The organism is Enterococcus sp. 12F9_DIV0723, assembly GCF_002174375.1.
GTDB classification, from domain to species: domain Bacteria; phylum Bacillota; class Bacilli; order Lactobacillales; family Enterococcaceae; genus Enterococcus_A; species Enterococcus_A gilvus.
Map to the genome: position 1 here is coordinate 166,384 of NZ_NIBK01000002.1, position 20,675 is coordinate 187,058.

General features: G+C 43.8%; 21 protein-coding genes and 1 tRNA gene. 4 read left to right on the forward strand and 18 right to left on the reverse strand.

Features of this window, described 5'->3' with window-relative positions; translation table 11 throughout:
• The first annotated feature begins 142 nt into the window (after positions 1–142).
• Together A5868_RS13915 and A5868_RS13920 are read left to right on the forward strand one after the other, a co-directional pair.
• Entirely contained in the window at positions 143–469 is a 327-nt protein-coding gene (locus tag A5868_RS13915; protein WP_010778885.1) for a helix-turn-helix domain-containing protein, read from the forward strand.
• Between the two features lie 4 nt (positions 470–473).
• Positions 474–941, forward strand: coding sequence for an ImmA/IrrE family metallo-endopeptidase (locus tag A5868_RS13920; protein ID WP_086305282.1), 468 nt, complete (start codon positions 474–476; stop codon positions 939–941).
• A 45-nt stretch (positions 942–986) separates the two neighbouring features.
• Here the strand turns inward: A5868_RS13920 and A5868_RS13925 are convergent, their stop codons facing one another.
• The 6 genes from A5868_RS13925 to A5868_RS13950 all read right to left on the reverse strand — a co-directional run bounded on the left by A5868_RS13925 (position 987) and on the right by A5868_RS13950 (position 6,486).
• Entirely contained in the window at positions 987–1,214 is a 228-nt protein-coding gene (locus tag A5868_RS13925) for a hypothetical protein (RefSeq protein WP_010778883.1), read from the reverse strand.
• 81 nt (positions 1,215–1,295) lie between these two features.
• Positions 1,296–1,496 (reverse strand): cold-shock protein, encoded by a 201-nt coding sequence (locus A5868_RS13930; protein ID WP_010778882.1) that lies wholly within the window; start codon positions 1,494–1,496, stop codon positions 1,296–1,298.
• 623 nt (positions 1,497–2,119) lie between these two features.
• Entirely contained in the window at positions 2,120–3,127 is a 1,008-nt protein-coding gene (locus A5868_RS13935) for an Abi family protein (protein WP_254908346.1), read from the reverse strand.
• 491 nt (positions 3,128–3,618) lie between these two features.
• Positions 3,619–3,715 (reverse strand) — tRNA-Sec (locus tag A5868_RS19080).
• Positions 3,716–3,853: 138 nt separating this feature from the next.
• A complete protein-coding gene (locus A5868_RS13945) occupies positions 3,854–4,210 on the reverse strand; it encodes a DUF1622 domain-containing protein (protein WP_086305284.1) in 357 nt (118 codons plus the stop codon).
• Between the two features lie 209 nt (positions 4,211–4,419).
• A complete protein-coding gene (locus A5868_RS13950) occupies positions 4,420–6,486 on the reverse strand; it encodes an LTA synthase family protein (RefSeq protein ID WP_086305285.1) in 2,067 nt (688 codons plus the stop codon).
• 420 nt (positions 6,487–6,906) lie between these two features.
• Here A5868_RS13950 and A5868_RS13955 point away from each other — a divergent pair, with 420 nt between their 5' ends.
• Together A5868_RS13955 and A5868_RS13960 are read left to right on the forward strand one after the other, a co-directional pair.
• Positions 6,907–7,431 (forward strand): DUF2975 domain-containing protein, encoded by a 525-nt coding sequence (locus tag A5868_RS13955; protein WP_086305286.1) that lies wholly within the window; start codon positions 6,907–6,909, stop codon positions 7,429–7,431.
• Between the two features lie 32 nt (positions 7,432–7,463).
• Complete coding sequence (locus A5868_RS13960; RefSeq protein ID WP_086305287.1) at positions 7,464–7,673, forward strand: helix-turn-helix domain-containing protein; 210 nt, start codon at positions 7,464–7,466, stop codon at positions 7,671–7,673.
• Between the two features lie 38 nt (positions 7,674–7,711).
• On the opposite strand, the gene A5868_RS13965 is transcribed toward A5868_RS13960, so the two are convergent.
• The 12 genes from A5868_RS13965 to selD all read right to left on the reverse strand — a co-directional run bounded on the left by A5868_RS13965 (position 7,712) and on the right by selD (position 20,431).
• The gene (locus A5868_RS13965) at positions 7,712–9,514 is read right to left on the reverse strand and encodes an FtsX-like permease family protein (protein WP_086305288.1); all 1,803 of its coding nucleotides are present in this window, start codon (positions 9,512–9,514) and stop codon (positions 7,712–7,714) included.
• A 13-nt stretch (positions 9,515–9,527) separates the two neighbouring features.
• Complete coding sequence (locus A5868_RS13970) at positions 9,528–10,280, reverse strand: ABC transporter ATP-binding protein (protein ID WP_010778878.1); 753 nt, start codon at positions 10,278–10,280, stop codon at positions 9,528–9,530.
• Between the two features lie 80 nt (positions 10,281–10,360).
• The gene (locus A5868_RS13975) at positions 10,361–10,720 is read right to left on the reverse strand and encodes a YxeA family protein (RefSeq protein WP_010778877.1); all 360 of its coding nucleotides are present in this window, start codon (positions 10,718–10,720) and stop codon (positions 10,361–10,363) included.
• A gap of 153 nt (positions 10,721–10,873) precedes the next feature.
• On the reverse strand, positions 10,874–12,460 hold the full coding sequence (gene abc-f, locus A5868_RS13980) for a ribosomal protection-like ABC-F family protein (protein ID WP_086305289.1): 1,587 nt from the start codon (positions 12,458–12,460) through the stop codon (positions 10,874–10,876).
• 429 nt (positions 12,461–12,889) lie between these two features.
• Positions 12,890–13,435, reverse strand: coding sequence for a CD3073 family putative ECF transporter S component (locus A5868_RS13985; RefSeq protein ID WP_086305290.1), 546 nt, complete (start codon positions 13,433–13,435; stop codon positions 12,890–12,892).
• Complete coding sequence (locus A5868_RS13990; protein WP_010778873.1) at positions 13,432–13,932, reverse strand: CD3072 family TudS-related putative desulfidase; 501 nt, start codon at positions 13,930–13,932, stop codon at positions 13,432–13,434. The genes A5868_RS13985 and A5868_RS13990 overlap by 4 nt, the downstream gene beginning before the upstream one ends.
• Positions 13,933–13,960: 28 nt before the next feature.
• Positions 13,961–15,337, reverse strand: a complete 1,377-nt coding sequence (gene selA, locus A5868_RS13995) for an L-seryl-tRNA(Sec) selenium transferase (RefSeq protein WP_086305291.1) — start codon at positions 15,335–15,337, stop codon at positions 13,961–13,963.
• Between the two features lie 15 nt (positions 15,338–15,352).
• On the reverse strand, positions 15,353–16,477 hold the full coding sequence (locus tag A5868_RS14000) for an aminotransferase class V-fold PLP-dependent enzyme (protein WP_086305292.1): 1,125 nt from the start codon (positions 16,475–16,477) through the stop codon (positions 15,353–15,355).
• Between the two features lie 38 nt (positions 16,478–16,515).
• On the reverse strand, positions 16,516–18,393 hold the full coding sequence (gene selB, locus A5868_RS14005; protein ID WP_086305293.1) for a selenocysteine-specific translation elongation factor: 1,878 nt from the start codon (positions 18,391–18,393) through the stop codon (positions 16,516–16,518).
• Between the two features lie 4 nt (positions 18,394–18,397).
• A complete protein-coding gene (locus A5868_RS14010; protein ID WP_086305294.1) occupies positions 18,398–18,664 on the reverse strand; it encodes a DUF3343 domain-containing protein in 267 nt (88 codons plus the stop codon).
• Between the two features lie 101 nt (positions 18,665–18,765).
• A complete protein-coding gene (yedF, locus tag A5868_RS14015) occupies positions 18,766–19,359 on the reverse strand; it encodes a sulfurtransferase-like selenium metabolism protein YedF (RefSeq protein WP_010778868.1) in 594 nt (197 codons plus the stop codon).
• Between the two features lie 49 nt (positions 19,360–19,408).
• On the reverse strand, positions 19,409–20,431 hold the full coding sequence (gene selD, locus A5868_RS14020; protein WP_086305295.1) for a selenide, water dikinase SelD: 1,023 nt from the start codon (positions 20,429–20,431) through the stop codon (positions 19,409–19,411).
• Positions 20,432–20,675 lie beyond the last annotated feature (244 nt).

Below are 20,675 nucleotides of genomic sequence, written 5' to 3' on the forward strand. Positions count from 1 at the left end.
AAAAGTAGGTTGAATTTCTTTTTATAAGTCAATGGTAATACATTTCGCGTACACTGTAAATTCTTTTGTCCACATTTCGTCTCTTTTTATACGAAATATAGGCATAGTTATGGTATGCTGTCTTTGAAGGGAGTGACCACCTATGTTTGCTCAACAGCTGAAAGCCTTGAGAAAAAGAACACCGCGACTCACCCAGATGGACATGGCAAAAGAGCTCGGGATCGCCAAAACCACCTACGCCTCCTATGAACAGGGAAAACGAACACCAGATATTGAGACGCAAAATAAGCTCGCCGATTTTTTTCATGTTTCTTTGGATTATTTGCATGGCCGCGAAAAAAATACGGCTTTTTCTTCTAAACAACTGACCGTTGCTGCGCATATCGATGACGAGGTCACAGAAGAACAAATGGAAGATATCTTAAATTACATTGATTTTATTAAGCTGAAGCATGCAAAGAAGGATTGATGAGATGGATAAAGCAGAGAAATTGATGGCTGACTTTCAAGGGATCGATTATACTTTTGAGCCTGCTATGCCAGACGGATTGAAGGGCCTATGCATTGATGATCAGGTTTATTTGAACCCGCGACAGTCGACCGAAGAATTGACAGAGACAGTCGCAGAAGAAATTGCCCACTATTTGACGAGCGCTGGTGATATCACCAGTCAAGATACGAATGAAAAACGAAAGCAAGAGCAGAAGGCCCGCGACGTCGGTGCCACATTGGTCGTCACGCCACAGGATATTATTGACTGCCATAAGGAACATTTTTCGGCGGTCTGGGAATGCGCCGATTATTTAGGGATCACGAAAAGAGCCTTCGAGCATGCTGTCAGAGTCTACGCAAGAATGTATGAAGAAGGCTTGTCCTATAAAAATTACCGCATCCTTTTTCGCGCAGATGGCACGATAGGCGTCTTTGAATTTTTTGAATAGAAAAGAAAAACACCGACCTCCACGTTTGCGAAGGTCGGTGTTTATTTACATAATAGGTTCGACGAGATCACCGTAACTAATGACCGTTGTGAAATCAATTAAATCTTCGGTTTCACTTTTAATTATTTTTACGATCGCAGAATTGTTCAGCTTGTTCTTTACAATCCCTAGTTGCGTTTCCTGGTTATATTCGAAAAATACTTCTTGACCGATCGAGAAGCGTTCCCCTAACGATGAGGGTTGTGGAGATTTGAATCCATAGGTGCTTGCCATATGTGAATATCCTCCTTCAAATAATTATAGAAAAAAAGAAGACCGTTTCCGATCTTCTTAGTTATCTGTCGATTAAACAAATTAGTCTTTTGTGATGTTTGTAGCTTGTAAGCCGCGTTGGCCTTCTTCTACATCATAAGAAACTGCTTGGCCTTCGTCCAAAGTTTTGAATCCGTCGCCTTGGATAGCTGAGAAATGAGCAAATACGTCATTGCCATCTTCACCTGTAATAAAACCAAAACCTTTGTCTGCGTTAAACCATTTTACTGTACCTTTATTCATAATAAAGTACCTCCAATTACACATCAAGTGTGTTTATTTGTAATAAAGAATGACGTGTAAAAAAAAGTATCTTAGAAAAGCTAGATAAACAACTAGTCACATATCAAAGTATTACTTAGTTACTATATCACGGATAGATAGTAAAAGCAAAAAAACATGAACATTTCCTGAATTAACTGTTTCAAACATTAAGTTTTGCTTCTTTTTCTTAAGAACTGTTTCCAAACACGACAACGTACCTTTCCTCACTCAAACGAAAAAAACCGTTGACGTTTCTCTCTGTTTTTAGTCCTTTTACCGTAAACACGAACGATTAATTGAGGAAGGAAAATAAAAAAATCCGACGCCCACTCGACAGATCTTCTCTGCAATAGCGTTCATCGGATGTAGCGTTTATATTGGCGGGCATGTGTGGGTTTAAATGTAGAGTTTAACCGGATTTATCATGGCTTTAAAAATCAACAATTCTTATTCAATTTCACTTAATTGTGAGGCGTATTTCAATAAACTCCAAACATTCAGTATGATAAAACAAAGAAAAAAAGCCGGACGCATCCGACTTTTTTAGGTGCAAACCGAAGTAATACACCGCTATTTGGTATATTAATGGTACCATGAGCTATTTATAGAGTAAAGTAAAAAATTCTACCGTTTGAAATATACTCTTTTAACCCATTTATTTTCTTCCTAGCATCTGTTCCTAATATTTCACTATATGCTTTCATCGGAATAGATGAATATAGTAGCTCTCTTTTTTTATCAAACTGTGATACTACGCGGTTCAGTTCCGTTTTTGTCGTATGCTGCTTTTTCATTAAAAATATGAGCAGTATTAAAAAGTCTACTATGCTTTCAAAATCAATGTTTTTTATCCCTGTAGTATTTTCTAAATAACTTATAAGTTGAGAAGAAAAATTACTGTTATTAAATCTGCAATCAAAAATCATGGAATTATGCATTGTTGCATTTCTAATACCTGTTAAACAGAAAATAATATTTTCTAACATTCTACCATTTTGATTAAAACCAGTATGATGCATATTCATATTTTGAGTAAATTCAATTCTATATGAAACATCCATACAAGAGATAAAATTTCCAAATTCCCCCATAGTTGTTACTTCAAAGTATGCCCACAAAGGAAGTGGCTTACTGCTATGAAAAAAATGCTGAATACATGGATGTCCTTTAGAATAGTTGTACGCAATAGTACTGTCTATCTTGTTCCTCAACTCCAGTTTTTTATTTAAATATTTTTTATAATCTTTATTTCCTACAGGTTTGGCCTCATAATCATTTAATTTATTTTGGTAAATACTTTCCAAATCTGAATCATTATCCTTTACCAAATAATCAATTAAACGATTTTTTAATGATGTTTCAATTCGTACTAGCAATGGATAGAATATTGTTTTTACTTCTATATCAAAATCATAAATAGCTTTTACTTCCTGAAAATTGTCATAATTTTGTAAATTAGTGCTCTTTTTTATATACCTACTCGCTTTGTAACCATGATAATATCCCATATTTAAAAGAGCCTGCTTCTCAGTACTGCCATTAATAGCTACTCCATGAGTATTTCTAATATGTCTCATTAACCCATCAGTACTCTTCCCTTTTTCCACCACTCGCTATGACTCCTTTATATATCAACTATTAAAATATTATATCATTACGCTTTGACTCTTTACAATGTAGTTCGACCGACACACACGCATAGACTCCACAATGCATAAGTACATTTTTTCCAACATTTTGTGTATCTTTAACTACAAACAAATCTATCCCATATTTGAAACAGGCTAAAATGCTGCCGAAAAAACTTATCCCTAAAACAGAATTGATAATTTTCTCGCTTATATCCTTTTTGACACGCTCTCCAATGCTTTTAGAAAGTGTACTAGCTTTACAAGATGTTAAGGATCATTTAGGGCATTCCTCTATTGAAATTACTAGCAAATACTATTTACACATCATCGAAAAGCGCAAACATGAATCAGTCGAAAAAATGATGCACTATCTTGAGAATTAAACTAAATGCAGCGGAAATCAAAAAAATCCGACAAGCATTTAACAGAAAGCGCTCTGTATCAATGTTTATCGGACATAATAATTATATTGGCGGGAATGTGTGGGAATCGAACCCACCCAAGAAGCTCTTAACTCCTCATACTGGTTTTGAAGACCAGAGGGAACACCAGAACCCATCCACTCCCGAAACAAAACAATCATACCATTCATTTAAAGAGGAATCAATAACAATTTCATAAGAAAAAAAGAAAGAATTTTCCCTCTCTGAGAAACTTCTTTCTTTTAAAAAATGACTAACTAATTGGTTTAAACCTTTACCGCTTCTACTGCTGCTGCTCGGAGAATTCGTTGATTTCTTTGTTTAGGAAGTAGGAGATCGTGGTCCGAATCAAGACGATCAATCCTAACTTGAGAATGTCTTGGAATGTCGGATTAATGATTGTTTCAATAATATCGGCGACGATAAGAAATTCTAAGCTTAATAGTATATAGCTGCCCAGATAGGCTTTAATGTATTTGATCTTGTGCAGCGCAGATAACTGGCTGGATTCTTTTCCTCGCTGCAGCAGCTTCATAAATGAAAAAAACGCCCCGTACAAAATAATGCAGATCGATAAAATATCCAATAACAGCACGATTGGATGAAAAATAATTGGAATCAACTTTTCCAAGGTTGCCATAGTTGCCTCACCTTTCTTTTTTTGTTCCTCTCTAGTTTACCAAAGGCCTCCCTAACTTACCTAATGATAGCCTTGCGGGGATTAGACTCCCTCTTCTTTAATGAGACAAGAAAAAAGCCAAACCCTGCGGCACTTTCTTTTTGGAAAGTTTTTCAGCGTTTGGCTTTATATTTGTAAAGTATTTTTTGATTTTTCTTTACAGTTGGAAATTATTGGATCGGCGGATAAAGGGCTGTGGTCGTTTTATTGCCGTTCTTCGAGTAAAGGCTAGTTGATTGGCCGCCCTTCTCTTTTTCGATCTCCGCGTTCTTTTTATCCAGATCGTGATAGTCGTATTTCTTCGGATCAACAGGCGTGAACCCTTCTGGTGTATAGAAGCGCAGCAGATTTTCTTGGTTCAGCTTGTCGGACAGGCTCAGCGCTTGCTTGACTTGCTTTTGTTCCTTGTCGATCTGAGGTTGGATACCCAGTACTTGAGGATCGACCTTTTCACCCGTCTTCGTATCGTAGGTGTCGCCGCCTAATTCCGTACACGCTGGTGAAACAAAATCACCATTACGGAAAGCCACGGTTTGATCGTGTTTTGGAGAAAACAGATCGGTTCCGAATTGAATGTATTTTTGATTGTCGATTCCCATCAAATGCAAGAGAGTGGGCAAAACGTCGATCTCCCCGCCATACTGATGTTGGATACCGCCATTTGTATAGCCTGGGATATGGAACATCAATGGCACCCGCTGCATTTGAGAATCGTCAAATTTATCCCAAGTCGTAGGATCTTTTCCGATTGCCTTTGCGAGGTCTTTATTGTTGCTGTCAGAGATCCCAAAGTGGTCGCCGTAAATCATAAAGATCGAGTTTTGATAAATGCCTGACGCTTTTAAATAGTCAAAGAATTGGCGCAGCGATTCATCCAAGTAATGCGCTGTCCGAACATAATCATCGACAGTGCTGTTGCCCGTCTTCAATGCAGGGAAATTAAAGTTCTTTCCATCCGTCAAATAAGGCGTGTGGTTGGTAACGGTCAAGAATTTTGAGTAAAACGGTTGTTGCAGGTGTTCTAGATGCCCTACCGTTTCCTTCAGCATATCCTTGTCCAAGATCCCGTAGCCTAGATTTTCATCCGACTGATTGAAGTAGGAGCGGTCGAAGAAATTTTGATAACCGAGATTTTTATAGACATGGTCGCGATTCCAGAAGCTGCCGACATTTCCGTGGAACACGGCGCTAGTGTAACCTGCTTGCTGCTGTAAGATCGCTGGAGCGGCCTGGAACGTATTGTCCGAGCCTAGTTGTGTAAACAGCGAACCTTGCGGCAACCCAAACGTGCCTGTTTCCAGCATATTTTCCGCGTCACTGGTTTTCCCTTGGCCGACTTCATGGAAGAAATTATCAAAGGCCAGCGTTTGTTTATTGTCGTTTTCTAAGCTGTTTAAGAATGGCGTTACTTCTTGTCCATCCACTTTCATATTGATCAAAAATTGCTGGAAGCTTTCCAAATGGATCACGATGATATTTTTTCCCTTCGCGATCCCGTACTTGCTTGGATCAGGTGCCGCATAGTGGGACTTGGTATATTTCAAAATATCCGTTAGTCCGTTGCTTGAGGCGTGGGCACGCACACTGTTCGTTTGCTCCGTCTTGATGCCGTCATACACGGTAAAGGCGTCCAATCCCAAATATTTTACAATATAGGAACGGTCAAAGGTCCGTTGCAATAATTGCGGCCGATCGGCTTCACTCATGGATAGGTTGATCGAGAAGGTCAACGCGGCCAAACAGCTCACAGCGATGGCAACAGTTTTTTTGGCAGGCTTGCTGACGATTTCTTTGCGTTCGGCAAAGAGGTAAATCAGAATCCCTAAAAATACTGCCAAATCAATCCAGTACAACACATCATGGGGCTTCATCAAGGCAAAGGAGCTGCCGGAAATGCCTTGTGATACTTTAGAAAAGCCTAAAATCGATTTGATCGTCACAAAATCGGTGAATTCACGATAGAAGATCACGTTCAAATAGAGGATCACGGTGTTCAACAGATCCATCAAGAACAAGACCACCAGAGCCGGCTTGAACTTTTTGACGTACAAAAACACGCCAAACATCAACAAGGTTGTAGCGATTGGATTGATCCACAAAATGAAGGTTTGAACGGACCCCTCTACACCTAATGAAAAATCTACGTAATAGGCTAAAATCGTTTTCGCCCAAAAGAGCACACTCGCTGTCAGTAAAATCACCCAGCGGTTGCTAAAAGCTTTTTTTACCCGGTTCATCCGGAACACTTCTTTCTCTATTAAATTGTCCGTATCTACTATAGAGCAGATTTTAAAAAAATGCATTTTAAATTAAGCTTCATCGCTCAATTTTACATTTTGAACGTAAATCGTTTTTTTACGTTCAAAATGCAAAGAAAAATCCCGATATACTTGCTTTTTGTAGCGTCTCTTACCCACTTTCCAAGACATAAAAAATTCACATTCTTAATAAACTGGGATAAAATAACACGAAGACACTGGAAACATCTATTTTTTTTATTTATTAGCGTCAGTGATTTCCAAAACACTCCTAATTTTGAAATCTTCTTATTCAATATATTTTTATCGTTTTTCGATAAAAATATATTGACTTTGTTTAAAACCTGCTTTATAGTGAACACATCAAGAGATTCAAACAAAAAAAGGAGTGTTTTAAAAATGAATTCAGAAAAAGCTGTTTTTAAAGGGTTGAAATGGTTGTTTAGTTTCTTTGTTGGGGCAATGGGTATTGCTATTGTTGGTTTAGGAATTTTAGCGGTGATCTTTAATTTTCCGTCGGTAACACGAGAAATTACGATGGCGAGCATGGATATGGATAGTTTGCCTTTAGGAAAATTTACCTTAGCAATTTTTTCATCTCCGCTTTTCCTATTGCTGTTGATTACCAATGTTATCTTGTACGGGCTGCTCTTCTACTTTGTACGCAGTTTTTTTAAAAATTTAGAAATGGAACAGATTTTTGTTAAAACAAATGTGCTTACTGCGAAAAAGATTTCTGTTGTGCTAGTGCTTTTATCCGTAACCACTTGTCTTCCCGATGTCTATGCTTCTATGCACGGAATGGCAATGGATTATTCTTTACTCGACCTCACTTATATCGTTGGTGCAATCATCGTTTGGGCACTAGCCAAAATTTTAGAAAAGGCTAATGTGATCGCTGAAGAAAATGAATTAACTATCTAATTGAACCGTATGAAAAGGAGACTGGAAATCTAATGATCCAAGTAAACCTAGATGTGATGCTAGCAAAACGAAAAATGTCTTCTGGTGAGCTGGCAAGAAGGGTCGGGATGACGAATGCGAATATTTCCGTTCTAAAAACGGGGAAAGCCAAAGCCGTTCGTTTTTCCACACTGAATGAAATCTGTAAAGTGCTGGAATGCCAACCGGGCGATATCTTAGCCTATATAGATGAAGAAGACTAAGAAAGCTTCCAGCACCTAATCTGCTGGAAGCTTTCTTTTTACCCCTCGCGTTTCATCACGATTCCTGTATAGATCCACACTGTCAATAAATAATAGACAAAGTATAGCACGAAGAAAATCAGGAATGGCAGCCAGAGATTGCTGTAGGGATCACTTAGGAGCGTGTTGAACATTTGCAGTCCAAAGAGCACGTGGGTCACCCCTAACAGTCCTGGGACTAGGAAAAGAATGCCGATCTCTTTGCGAATAGATTGCTTCAAGAGCTTTTGGCGTGCGCCGATTTTTTCCAGCATGCTGTATCGTTGGATATCGCTTTTGGCTCCTGACAAGATCTTGAACATCAGGCAGCTTGCCAGCATCGTCAAAAAGGCGATCCCTAAGAAGAAGCCCATAAATTCAAAGCCTGAGAACAAGGCGTTGTATAGCTCATAGACCAAAGCTTTCTGGCTCATCCCTCCCATATCCTTGTCTAATGTCGGATTTTTTTGGAAGTTCTCATTGGCTAATTTTGTCAAGGCGTCTCGGTCTTTCTCGAAGTCCTTCACCGTGATTAGACGTAATTCCGTTGTTTTTCCCGGCAACGCCGCAAATTCTTGATTGGAGACAAATTGATGCTTCTTGGCACTTTGTTCAGGCAATTCCAAGGTTCGGAGCTGGTCTGACGCAGTGACATCGCTGGCTAATTTCTCCCCATCAAAGCCAACTGTCTTTGTTTGACGGTTTGAGGTAAATACTTTGGTTTTGAAAGGTGTTTGATTGAATTGTTCCCGATCGTAATAAACGGTATCCTTGTCTTCTTTTTGTTGATACGCCACATCGGAAGAAGTCGATAGACCTTTTAAATCAGACGCGGTGAATTCTTGCCCATTGTTCAGCACAAGATCATAGGTTGAAGTGGCGTCCGTCATTTTCATGATCTCATTATGGAAGCCCAACCCAACGGTGATCGCTCCTAATGCAAGAGCAAAGAGCATCGCCACCATGGATAAAATCCTCGTGTAATCCTGGATACGGAAGCTTAGTTGCGAGAGCGTGAAATTGTTCAATTTTTTCAACGCGATACTGTCCCGACGTTTCAACAGGTCTAAAACGAAGATCAGGATCGAATGGAAAACAAAATACGTTCCTAAAACAATCGTGATCAGGGCAGTGATCAAGGCGAAAAATGCCAAGGTCATGACTTGTGACATCATGAAATAGCCGATAGCCAGAAACGCGATGCCCGAAATTACCTCTAACAGCAGCGTAAATGGTTTGCGATTTGCCGGCATCGGTGTCTCGCCTGCTCGCAGCAATGTCAGGATCGGTTTTTTCACGATCGTCATGGCGTTGACAAAGGCTGCCAACAGAAAAATGACGGTGAAAAAAATCAATGTAAACAGCGCTGCCGACGAACTGACGGCCGTAAAGTGGGTAATCTTGATCGCCAACTGTTTGACCAATAATTGCTGGACGATACTGCTCAATCCAATGCCCAGCAGGGTTCCAACGATGGTGGCACTGACGCCAACCACAAACGTCTCAATAAAGATCAATTGAGCGATCTTGCGTCCTTTTGCCCCCAGCATCATGAACATCGCATAGTCCTTCTGGCGCATCGTCATCAAGAAGGAATTAGCATACAGAATGTAGACAAAGGTAATGATCGACAGCAAGACCGTTCCTAAATGAAAAATGAACACGATCGATTTGACCATGGAGTTGCTTTCTAAGAAGGCCGTATTTGTAGCCAAACCTTCAAACATATAAAAAATTCCTGAAGCGACGACTAAGCCGGAGAACAAAACGATGTAATCACGCAGACGTCCTTTGATCCCAGTAAGTGATAATTTTAAAAGCATCGAACGGCACCCCCTACTGTTCCAAGTTCCCGAGAATACTTAAAATCTGACGATAAAAAGCTTCCCGCGTTTGATTTTCTCGTTTCACCTCTTGATAGATCACGCCATCTTTAATGAAGAGAATTCGTTGACAATAGCTGGCTGAGAAAGGATCGTGGGTCACTAAAAGAATCGATACTTGGTCCTTTTGGTTCAATTCCTCCATCGTGTCCAACAGATCCCGGGCGCTGTTTGAATCCAATGCCCCTGTTGGTTCATCCCCAAGTAAGATCGTCGGCTGTGTGATCAAGGCACGCGCTGCCGCCACACGTTGCTTTTGCCCGCCAGAGATTTGTGCAGGATAGCTGTTTAAGATCCCGTCAATCGACAAACGCTGCGCGACTTCTGAGACCCGTCGATGGATCTCTTTAGCCTTCACGCCCTGCAAGGACAAGGGCACAGCGATATTTTCCGCCGCCGTTAGATTTTCTAATAAATTAAAGTCTTGGAAGATGAAGCCGATCTCGCGGCTCCGAAAATCTGCCAATTGATTGCCAGACAATTTAGTGACATCGTCTTGGTTGATGCTGATTTGTCCTTCTGTCGGCTTGTCTAAAGTCGCTAATAAATTCAACAGCGTGGATTTTCCTGAGCCTGATGCGCCCATGATCCCGACGAATTCTCCTTTTTCTACTTCAAATGAAATGCCCTTTAAGGCTTCCGTTTTTTTCTGATTGCCTTTGCCGTAGGTTTTCTTTACGGCATCGACGGTTACGATTTTTTCCATGCTATCACTCCTACATTCATTTAAAAAATAACTTTCAGCACCGAAATGCTGAAAGTTTATACCTGTTTTCTGGCAGAATATTAAACACCTAGTTTTTCTGCTGCTTTTTTGGGCAGTTCCTTTTGTTGGACCTCTTCATAGGAAGTGACCCCTTTGCTCTTGTTCCACGTTACTTTAAGAAAGGCCTCGCGTCGCAATGGACGATCTTTGTTGGCGTTGAAATCCAAGTCCTTTTTCTTGCCTTCCTTGTCATAGCCAGGCAATTCATATTTATAATCAACGAAATCATTGCCGCTATCGTCTTTCTCGTTGAGACGTTTCCCGTCTGTGGTGATCTGAACGTAGTAATCATCCCCGCTTTTCACAACTTTATCTGCTATTTGTAAGCCTACATAGGCGAGAACGATTAAACTAATCAAACCAATCAAAAATTTTTTCATCACTGATTGCTCCTTTTTTCTTTCTACGCCTACTATACAAACTTCCTGCAAAATCAACCATTGATAGAGCCTAAAAACACCTAACAGTTTTGTCATTTCAGTCATTTCCCGCAAAAAAACCAGCAGCCACGCTCCATGACTGCTGGTTCAACGCTATTGTATAACTGGCAACGCGTGCTTGCGAATGCTTCCAGCCGTGATTGCCAACTGCCCATCCGTGACCTTCCGCAAAAAATACCGATCGTGGGAGACTACTAAAATCGTTTCTTCATAAGCGGCTAAGATTGTTTCGAGTTCTTCTTTGCCGGCAATGTCTAAATGATTCGTCGGTTCATCTAAAATCAAAAAGTTGATTTTCTGTTGCAAAAGCTTCAATAGATAGATCCGCATTTGTTCGCCGCCAGAAAGGTCTTGGATTCGTTTCGTCACATCTTCCGCAAAGAAACCGAATTGCGCCAGTGTTCGGCGCGCTTTTTGTTCTTCTGGCAGCACGTCTTGCACATAGGCCAGCAGACGTTGCTTGGGGTTGGCAAAAAATAGTTTTTGGGGAAGGTAGCCAATCTTCACATTCGCACCCAATCGAATCGTGCCCTCATCCAACGAAGTTTCTCCCAATAGACAGCGGATCAACGTGGATTTGCCGCTGCCATTCGCACCTGTCAACGCCAACCTTTCTTGCCGATAGATCATGAAGGTTGAATCTGAGAACAACAAGCGGTCGCCGACAAACTTGCCGATTTCCTCAGCCACAAGAACTTCTTTTCCTGAGCGATTGGCTTGCGTGACCTGCTGCAACCGATTCTTGCCAGGTTCTGGCGGTTTGATCAACGCGTGTTTTAATTTTTCTATTCGTCTTTCGATTTCTTTCGCTTTACGGAAAAAATCTTCATTATCGCTTTCCTGACCCCATTGGCGATACCGGCGACTCATCCGCTGCAGCCGTTGGATTTCCTTTTGTTGCAGGTCAAAATTCTTTTGCAGCAACACGATTCTTTCGCGTTTGAGTTGTGCATAGTTGCTATAATTTCCCGGATAGCTGACGGCTTGCTCCCCTTCAATCTCCACAATACGCGTCACGACCGTATCCAGAAATACCCGATCGTGGGAGATCACCAGATACGCCTGTTTGCTGTGGCTTAAATAATTTTCTAACCAATGAATGCCGTCAATGTCTAAATGATTGGTCGGTTCATCCAGCAGCAAAACGTCTGCTGGTTCTGTCAATACTCTGGCCAATTCAACGCGGATACGCTGCCCTCCGCTCAATGAGGAAAGGGATGCCTCAAGTTTTTCCTCAATGCCTAAGCCCTTCATCGTAGCAGCGATCCGATCCTCTAATGTATACCCGCCAGCTTCTTCATAGCGCTCTTGCAACTGCCCATATTTTTGCAGCAGCACCTCGAAATTTGCCTGCGGATCGGTCATGGCTTCCTCGATTTTTCGCAAGCGTTGGCGTAAAGCGGCAACTTTTTCAAAGCTGTTGAACAAGTAGTCTTTTACACTCGTCTCGCTGTAGGCCAATGTTTGAGGAACATACCCGATCGACACTCCTTTTCGCCTCGCGACAGTTCCAGCTTCGATCCCTTCTTCGCCTGTCAATATGCGCAGCAGCGTGCTCTTGCCACAGCCATTCATTCCTACTAAGCCTATTTTATCGCCTGGATAAATCGCGAACGTCAACCCTTCAAAAACAGGGGTCGTACTAAATTTTTTTGTGATCATGTTTGCTTGAATCAACATCGTGTTTCTCTCCCTTAGTCGAGACCATGGGAAAAATAAAAAATCATGTTTGGACATTCCAAACATGACCCTGTTATTATTTAAACATCTAAAAATTCAGGATTTTACCACATGGTCATGTATTTTCTTTTATTGTCAGTGTTTTTGAGCATACTTCTCCCTTGACCACTGATTTAAAAGCAATTGCATGACAAAAGCTGATATGAAAACGTAAGCGATCTTCATTCAACGTTATTTTTGACACACAGACCATTGATAAATTCCCTCCTTTCGTGTGTTTCGTCCATTAAAGAATACCATACCTGAAACCGGCAGCAAAGAATTCTTTTCTGACCAACAAAAAATGAGCAAGCTTCAACCAATTCCGTCGAAACCCACTCATTTTAAATGTTCTAGGCTAAGTCCCTCAGCCGTAGAAGGTATTCACGCTCATTTGACAGCAAAACGCTTCATCTGCGGCAATTTGATAAACCATGCGACCAGTAAACAGGAAACGATCTTGTCGACGATATTTCCCATGACCGCGCCCCAATAGGTCGCACTGATCATTTCTTTGCCAGACGCCCTGAGCGCCATAATGACCACGTCCGTGCCTGAGCCGGTAAAGCCGCCGAACAACGCCAATCGGATCGGTGCACCGATCATCGGGCAAATAACGGCCAGCAATATCCCTGCGATCAATGCTTCCTTATAGCTAAATTCTTTTTTTGCCAATAACGCTACGACGATAGCGACCGCAACATTCACTAAAGCGAAGGGGATCGCCATCGGACCGCTAAACAGTCCCATCAGCAAATTCGTCGTTACTCCGGTCAAAATCCCGTAGCCCATCCCAAAATTCGCCGCAATATAAATCGTTCCCATTGTATCTAAAAATAATAGCGGAATCTTCATCATGGAGACAGCTTCACCCAACACAACATTCAATCCGACCGCAATGGCACACATGGCGATCACTTTTGCCTTACTATTCATTTCTTCACTCCTCTTTCTAAAAATACCTGCAACGAGTCATTAAATTCTCGTTGTTCCTCTTCTTCGTACCACGTGGGCACTTCTAAATAATTGTTCGCAATCTGTCTTTTTTGACATTCTTTAAAAAATTCTTCCATTAATACGCCGCGTTGCCCGCTGATGGCGCAATTAGGGCTTTCGTTGATACCGATCACCCCTAGATATTCATAGCCTTCTGCTTGATAGGCTTGAATCTGCTGGATGCACGGGGCCAGCAGCTCCTGACACGTCTGGCGAAAATCCGGCAGCTCGTGGTATTCCTCGTAGGTCATCGGTGGACGGTCGCCGCCTAAGACGATGAATTCTGGACACGGCAATTGAATGAGCGCGATGCCGCGACGCAAGAGTTCGATCGCGAAGGGAAAGGCGCCTCGTGCCCGTTCCCACCCATGGATCACGGCATTTTGGTTCAAAACACAATGCGACACGGCGACCAATTGTTTTTGTGGTTGACTCATGTTTACTCCTTTATGCTAACCCGATACACTATCCGAAGATTTCCTGCAAGCATTCTTGGATCATCGGGAATTCTTCGACAGCGATGGTTCGCATATCTAAGAAATTGCAGTTGTCCTTGATGCGGCTGATGATCGGGGTGACAGCAAATCTTAATCTTTCTTGCAGGTCGTCTGGAGAGAATTTCTCACAGCTCAAGACCACTGCATACGTCGGCAATAAGTGTTCTGGATACGAACCGCCGCCGATCGTGCTGCTGTCTTTTTCGATTTTTATACTCAATTCAGTGATTGGCTGGAGCATCGCCGCAAGCTCCGCGGCTTTTCCTAAGCAGTCTTCTTCACTCAAACTGATCATTTGCAGCGTTGGAACTGTTTTTAAGGCTTCTTTTTCATCTAAATACAGCGCCAAAGTGGCTTCTAGTGCAGCCAGCGTCATCTTGTCGATTCGCAAAGCGCGCAGCAGTTGGTTTTTCTTCATCTTTTCGATGTATTCTTTTTTCCCAACGATGATCCCTGCCTGCGGTCCGCCCAACAGCTTGTCACCGCTGAAGGTCACGATGTCGCAGCCTTGATCCATCACTTCTTTCACCGTCGGTTCATAAGGCAAGCCGAATGGCCGCATATCCATCAACAGCCCGCTGCCTAAATCATTGATCAGCGGCAAGCCGTTGGCATGAGCAAGCGTTGCTAAATCCGTCAGCTTCGGCGTTTCCGTAAATCCGACGATTCGATAATTGCTCGTGTGGACTTTCAAGACGGCACCGGTCTCTTCTGTCAGCGCGTGTTCATAGTCACGCAAATGGGTCTTGTTGGTGGTGCCGACTTCCACGATCGTTCCGCCGCTGGAGGTCACTACGTCAGGGATTCGGAAGGCCCCGCCGATCTCTACTAATTCACCTCGTGAGACCAACACTTCCTTATCCTGCGTCAATGTACTCAGAACTAGCAGGACTGCCGCGGCGTTGTTGTTCACGACCAAGACATCTTCTGCGCCTGTGAGTTTCTTCACGATAGAGACCAAATGGCTGTACCGCGAGCCACGCTTGCCGCTCGCAAGATCCAGCTCCAGATTTGAATAATTAAAACTGGTCGCTAGCAGTTGTTCTTGGATCGTTTTACTCAAGGAAGAACGTCCTAGATTCGTATGGATCACGGTTCCTGTCCCGTTGATCACCCGCCGCAGTGAAAATTGTTTTTCCTCTAGCTGCTTGTGGATCATCGCCAGTACCTCTTCTCGGTCAATCACGGTTTTCCGTGTGCCCTCCACCACGGATTCCCGCAGAAGGGCAACGACTTCTTGGGTCGCCTCCTTCGCTTTCCCATGAGGATAGACGGGATCGATCTGCTTCAGTAAGACATCCACTGAAGGCAGACTGGCTAAAATAGTTTGAATTTCTTTTGACATAGGTCACCTGCTTTCCTAGCGTAACGCCAAATTTTGAATCGCTTCTAAGACGGTGTCGATCTCAGTCTGCGTCGTAAAGTGAGACAGCGACAAGCGAACGGTTCCACGATCCGCCGTTCCCAACGCGTCATGCATCAAGGGCGCACAGTGATACCCCGGTCGTGTCGCGATGCCGTACTCTTCCCATAAAATATCACTAACCAATGCTGATTCTGCATCCTTGATGTTGATGGAAAAAACAGCCACTCGCGGATCAGATAACGCACCATACACCGTCACACCCTCGATGTTCTGTAATCCTTTGGAAAAATAATCCCCTAACGCTCCGTCACTCTCGTTGGTTTGAAGCCACTCGACACTCGCCGCCAGTCCTGCCAAACCGGGAATATTTAACGTGCCAGCCTCCAGCAACGTCGGTAATTCCTTCGGCTGAACCTTTGAAAAGGACTGCATACCGTCACCGCCTGTGAGAACCGGTTCCAGCGGAAGATTTTTCAACAGGCAAACCCCGCCAGTCCCTTGTGGCCCGTACAAGGATTTGTGCCCTGTGAAGCACACTGCCGCGACTTTTCCATCAGTCAGATCAATGGGAACGACCCCAGCAGTTTGCGACGCATCGAGAATCAGATAGAGTCCTTGCTCTTCACAAAAGGTCTTGACCCATTCGAGATCCAGCAGATTGCCCGTGACATTACTGGCTTGATTGCAGACCACCGCCTTCGTTTCAGGGCGGACCTTTGTAACAAACTCGTCGTAACGTAGACGTCCGGTCACGGCTTCGCTGGAGACTACATCAAAATGTCCGCCCTGCGCCTCCAATTGGTACAGCGGACGCAAGACCGAATTGTGCTCCCAAGAAGTCGTGAGTACATGATCGCCTGGTTGAATCAAGCCCTTTAGGACTTCATTCAGAGCCACCGTCGCATTATTGGTAAAGGCGACCTCATACCGCTGATCGGCGTGAAACAGCGCTTTGATTTGATTGCGTGCCTTCTCTGCCATACGGTACCCTGCTAAGGAATACCCGTGGGCACCGCGGGAAGGATTCCCATAGTCACCTGTAAGGGTCGCTGTCATCGCCTCTGCCACAACAGGCGGTTTTTGCGCCGTCGTGGCCGCATTGTCCAAATAAATACCCATTCCTCTACCCTTCTTTCTTTCGCTCTCTGACTCGTGTCCTAGCCTAATACGCGGTAATTTTCCACTCGTTTGGTGATCCCTTGTTTATCCATGTACTCTAGGATCAGCATCGAGGCTTTCCGGCTGGAGTTCGTCAAATCGCGAAAATCTCCCAGCGTCATTTGTCCATGAGCCGTGATCGTGTCTTGGATCACCTTCACCGCTTGGTCGAATACCGTGCCTAATAGCACATATTCATGAGTCAAAAAGACGACCGTATCTCCGTTCAACGCCTCCAAGACTTCCTCCGCATTTTTGTCTAAGCTAAACAAGTCTTCTTTTTTCACCGGAGTGAAGCCATTTTTCGCAAGCGTTTGTTCGATTTTTTCTTTCGCCGCTTGCTGGTAGCTGTTAAAGACAACATCGAAGGTCTGCAAAGCAAGTCGGTCGTTTGCTTCTTTGACAAGGTCTGCTTTTAATAAGGCGATCAAGGTAGAGATTTCCTTCTCAGCAAGAACCCCTCGCATCCGGGAACGGAATTCTTCGATCGGCATCCCAAACCGCAGCCGGTATTGCTTATGATACGACGACAAAATCTCCGTTGCCTGCTCTGCAAGCTTTTGATAACTCGCTTGTGCCAGATAGCCGACCTTCGTCTCCATCACCCGACCGTCTGCGACCATTTCTGCTAAGATGGGCTGAATTTCTTCTTTTCCAACGCCTAAATATTCTTGCAGCTCTTTTTCCTTTGTAAATGGCTGCTTTTTATTGACCATAAAATCAGCGATCAATTCATCCAAGCTGCCGTCTTCTTTGGCCTTCAGGCTTTCAAGAATCTCTACTTTGAAGCGGCGATGTTTATGAGGCGCCGCATCGAGAACCTCCCCGCCAGCGATGGTATGCATCGGCGAATACGACCGCAGAATGAACCGATCGCGCTCTTTGACAGCTACCTGCTCTTCCAAGCGAAGCTGCAAGAAGCCGTCTTCCCCTGGTCCGATCCAATCAACGCCTAACGGAACGGTCCGCGCCATCACCTCACGGGTGCCGACTAACAATCGAACTCGATCCCAAAGACCGATGCCGGTTTCCACTTCTGGCAAACAGGTGACTTTGACATCTAGCATCCACGTGTCTTCCAATTTCTCTGATACCGACAAAACATCCCCCCGTTGAATCTCGTCGGTGGCGATGTTGGCTAAATTTAAGGCCGTCCGCTGCCCGGCTTGAGCGCTTTTTACATCCGTCTCATGGACTTGGATGTTTCGTATCCGCGTCTTTTTTTGACTTGGATAAAGATACAGGTCATCCCCCGCGTTCACTGACCCATCCAATAAGGTGCCGGTCACGACTGTCCCGAATCCTTTGACACTAAACACGCGGTCCACGTTCAGCCGTGCGGACCCGCTGCCTGAACGCTCCTGAACCTCTTCCGAATGAGCTTGGATCGTTGCCAACAGCTCCTTGATTCCCGTTCCGGTCACCGCATCGGTCTCGATCAGCTCCGCGTCAGCTAAAGGCGTATCTGCCAACTGGTCGCGAATATCCTCGACCACCAGCTCCTTTAATTCGGGATCGACCGTATCCACTTTGGTCAAAACCAACAAGAACTCACGAATGCCCAACAAGGTCAAAATATCGATGTGTTCTTTTGTTTGCGGCATGATCCCTTCTGCCGCATCGATCACCAATAAAACCAAATTGATGCCCGGCAAGCCAGCCACCATGTTCTTGATGAATTTCTCGTGCCCAGGCACATCCACGATCCCGACGCGTTTGTTATTTGGCAGGTCCAAATAAGCAAAACCTAAATTGATCGACATCCCGCGTTTCTTTTCCTCACTGGTGGTGTCCGTCTCAATGCCGGTCAGTGCTTTGATCAGGGTCGTCTTGCCATGATCGATATGCCCTGCCGTTCCAATCACTATATTTGCCATTCCGTCATCCTTTCTGAATCAATTCATAGTCCGTTTTTAAGCCCTCTTGAGACGCATGATAAAAGCCTTCCGAAACGATCTCCGCTTCTGTCAGCAAAAGGGTCAGGGACACCTCTTCAGCCAGCGGATATTTCAAAGAAAAGCCGCAACTGGCATGAATCTTTTCCGGTGTGGGAATGATTCGAACAGCGAGTTGGGCTTTCTTCGCGATTTCCTCAGCTTTCATGGCCTCACGGGTCGAATAAAACAACGCAACTCCGTATGTTTGCATAAAAACTGCTCCTTCATGATCAACTAGTCATTCTTTCTTTGAAAAATGCTCTTTCGTTTCAACTTGTACGTTTTTACTATTTGGTAATGCATTTATTTTGCTTATGGTTTCACGATTTTTGGTGCTTGGCGCATCATTTCTACGATTCGGTACATATTTGTGACCTCACCGACAGCCGCGGTCAACTCATAGAAGTTCAGGCACGCGCCGCAAGCGTAGATCTCCACGCCCTGCTCCGCCAACCCGCGAATATCCTCCAGCGAATCAGACCCTTCAACGACGGATTGCACGCCGCCATTATAGAAGATGACTTTTTCAGGTAGTACATCTTGTTCCGTCAAAGAATAAATGAACCCCTTCAACAGGTTTTTCCCTAATTCATCGGAACCACGCCCCATGACATTGGTGTCCACCACGACGATGTAATCGTCAACGGTTGCGATCGCCTCAGCGACCTGCGGCTCCTCGTCATCGATCAGGTCCGCGTTTCCTTTTGAAATGACCACTTTGTAGTGATTCGGCGCATCCTGATCCATCTGATAAATATAGCCAAGCTGCTCCGCCATTTTTCTTAGGTTTTGTGTCGCGATCTCATTGTCCACTAAGGTTTCCACGACATCGTGTTCTCTCAAAGCTTTCTTTGTTTCAATCACCGGTAACGGACACGCTTTTCCTAATGCATCGATTTTGAACATTTGGTTCACTCCGTTCTTTTTTATCGTTATTATCTGCTGCAAGCAGAGATTAATAAACAATCAATTCCTTGTCTTGTTTTTCAATGATCGTACCAAAATCCTGTGCGGGAATCCCGGCTGCTTGTAATTCCGCCACTAGCGCTGCCGCTTCATCGGCTGGTACGCTGACCAGCAATCCACCAGAGGTTTGCGGATCAAAGAGCAATTCCTCGATCCCAAAATCATTCAATTGGAAATCGATCTTGTCTTCCATATAATTCCGATTGCGCTGGCCGCCAGCCGTCAAGATAAATTCCTTCGCCCCTTGGTAAGCTTCCTCAAAATATGGCAGACGTGCCGAATCGATCTCCGCACTGTACTGACCATTCACCATTTCATGGAGATGCCCCGCCAATCCAAAGCCGGTGACATCCGTACAGCTATTGATCTCGTAGTTGCGGATGATCGCCATCGCATATTTATTCAAGGTCTCCATGCTCGTGGTCGCTTTCACAAATGCCTCTTCACTGATTTCCTCTGCGCTATAGCCCACCGTAATGATGCTCACGCCCAAAGGCTTCGTTAAAATCAAATGATCGCCTAGCTGACACGTATTGTTCTGGTAGATCTTCGTTGGATCGATCGTTCCTGTGACAGAAAGACCATATTTGACAGACGAATCATGGATCGAGTGCCCGCCGGCTAAGATCGCCCCTGCTTCTTGCACCTTCTCCGCACCGCCCCGCAAAATTTCTTTTAGAATCCCTAAATCCTTTTCTTCTGGAAAAGCGACGATATTTAATGCTGAAAGTACCTCGCCTCCCATCGCATACACATCGCTCAGCGCATTGGCCGCCGCGATCTTTCCGAAAAGGTACGGGTCAGTGACCATCGTTGGGAAAAAATCTAATGTCTGGATAATCGCCAGATCTTCTCGTAATTTAATAACAGCAGCATCGTCAGTTGAATCAAATCCCACCAGTAGTTTTTCACTAGTCGCTTTCGGCAAATCTGCCAAGAGCTCCCCTAGATTTCCTGGTCCAATTTTTGCATTACAGCCGCCGCAGACGATTAATTGTTGGACTGTTTCCATCCTCTTCACCATCCTTCACGTGTTCTATTATAACAGTTTGTTTTTTGTTTCTCTATGTAAATTTTCGTCTCTCTTTGTTAAGAATAAGATACGCCTTTTTCTCTTGTGTTAAGCGATTGCATAAAGATTTTTCTTTTATTCTCGTGATTCTTGTCACGTGTTTTTTATACGAACTCTTTTTTGGAGACTTTTTTGCATTTCAGACGTTTTTTTTTCGTTCCAATGACCTCTCCGATCGTCAAGA

What these genes read in the sequence shown, in the direction of transcription:
- A5868_RS14000 (WP_086305292.1), bottom strand. Translation starts at nt 16,477, where the DNA reads ATGGGTATTTATTTGGACAATGCGGCCACGACGGCGCAAAAACCGCCT.
- abc-f (WP_086305289.1), bottom strand. Translation starts at nt 12,460, where the DNA reads ATGTTGATTCAAGCAAACATGATCACAAAAAAATTTAGTACGACCCCT.
- A5868_RS13955 (WP_086305286.1), top strand. Translation starts at nt 6,907, where the DNA reads ATGAATTCAGAAAAAGCTGTTTTTAAAGGGTTGAAATGGTTGTTTAGT.
- A5868_RS13920 (WP_086305282.1), top strand. Translation starts at nt 474, where the DNA reads ATGGATAAAGCAGAGAAATTGATGGCTGACTTTCAAGGGATCGATTAT.
- selA (WP_086305291.1), bottom strand. Translation starts at nt 15,337, where the DNA reads ATGTCAAAAGAAATTCAAACTATTTTAGCCAGTCTGCCTTCAGTGGAT.
- yedF (WP_010778868.1), bottom strand. Translation starts at nt 19,359, where the DNA reads ATGTTCAAAATCGATGCATTAGGAAAAGCGTGTCCGTTACCGGTGATT.
- A5868_RS13925 (WP_010778883.1), bottom strand. Translation starts at nt 1,214, where the DNA reads ATGGCAAGCACCTATGGATTCAAATCTCCACAACCCTCATCGTTAGGG.
- A5868_RS13945 (WP_086305284.1), bottom strand. Translation starts at nt 4,210, where the DNA reads ATGGCAACCTTGGAAAAGTTGATTCCAATTATTTTTCATCCAATCGTG.
- A5868_RS13965 (WP_086305288.1), bottom strand. Translation starts at nt 9,514, where the DNA reads ATGCTTTTAAAATTATCACTTACTGGGATCAAAGGACGTCTGCGTGAT.
- A5868_RS13985 (WP_086305290.1), bottom strand. Translation starts at nt 13,435, where the DNA reads ATGAATAGTAAGGCAAAAGTGATCGCCATGTGTGCCATTGCGGTCGGA.
- selD (WP_086305295.1), bottom strand. Translation starts at nt 20,431, where the DNA reads ATGGAAACAGTCCAACAATTAATCGTCTGCGGCGGCTGTAATGCAAAA.
- A5868_RS13960 (WP_086305287.1), top strand. Translation starts at nt 7,464, where the DNA reads ATGATCCAAGTAAACCTAGATGTGATGCTAGCAAAACGAAAAATGTCT.
- A5868_RS13970 (WP_010778878.1), bottom strand. Translation starts at nt 10,280, where the DNA reads ATGGAAAAAATCGTAACCGTCGATGCCGTAAAGAAAACCTACGGCAAA.
- A5868_RS13990 (WP_010778873.1), bottom strand. Translation starts at nt 13,932, where the DNA reads ATGAGTCAACCACAAAAACAATTGGTCGCCGTGTCGCATTGTGTTTTG.
- A5868_RS13950 (WP_086305285.1), bottom strand. Translation starts at nt 6,486, where the DNA reads ATGAACCGGGTAAAAAAAGCTTTTAGCAACCGCTGGGTGATTTTACTG.
- A5868_RS13915 (WP_010778885.1), top strand. Translation starts at nt 143, where the DNA reads ATGTTTGCTCAACAGCTGAAAGCCTTGAGAAAAAGAACACCGCGACTC.
- A5868_RS13975 (WP_010778877.1), bottom strand. Translation starts at nt 10,720, where the DNA reads ATGAAAAAATTTTTGATTGGTTTGATTAGTTTAATCGTTCTCGCCTAT.
- A5868_RS14010 (WP_086305294.1), bottom strand. Translation starts at nt 18,664, where the DNA reads ATGCAAACATACGGAGTTGCGTTGTTTTATTCGACCCGTGAGGCCATG.
- A5868_RS13930 (WP_010778882.1), bottom strand. Translation starts at nt 1,496, where the DNA reads ATGAATAAAGGTACAGTAAAATGGTTTAACGCAGACAAAGGTTTTGGT.
- selB (WP_086305293.1), bottom strand. Translation starts at nt 18,393, where the DNA reads ATGGCAAATATAGTGATTGGAACGGCAGGGCATATCGATCATGGCAAG.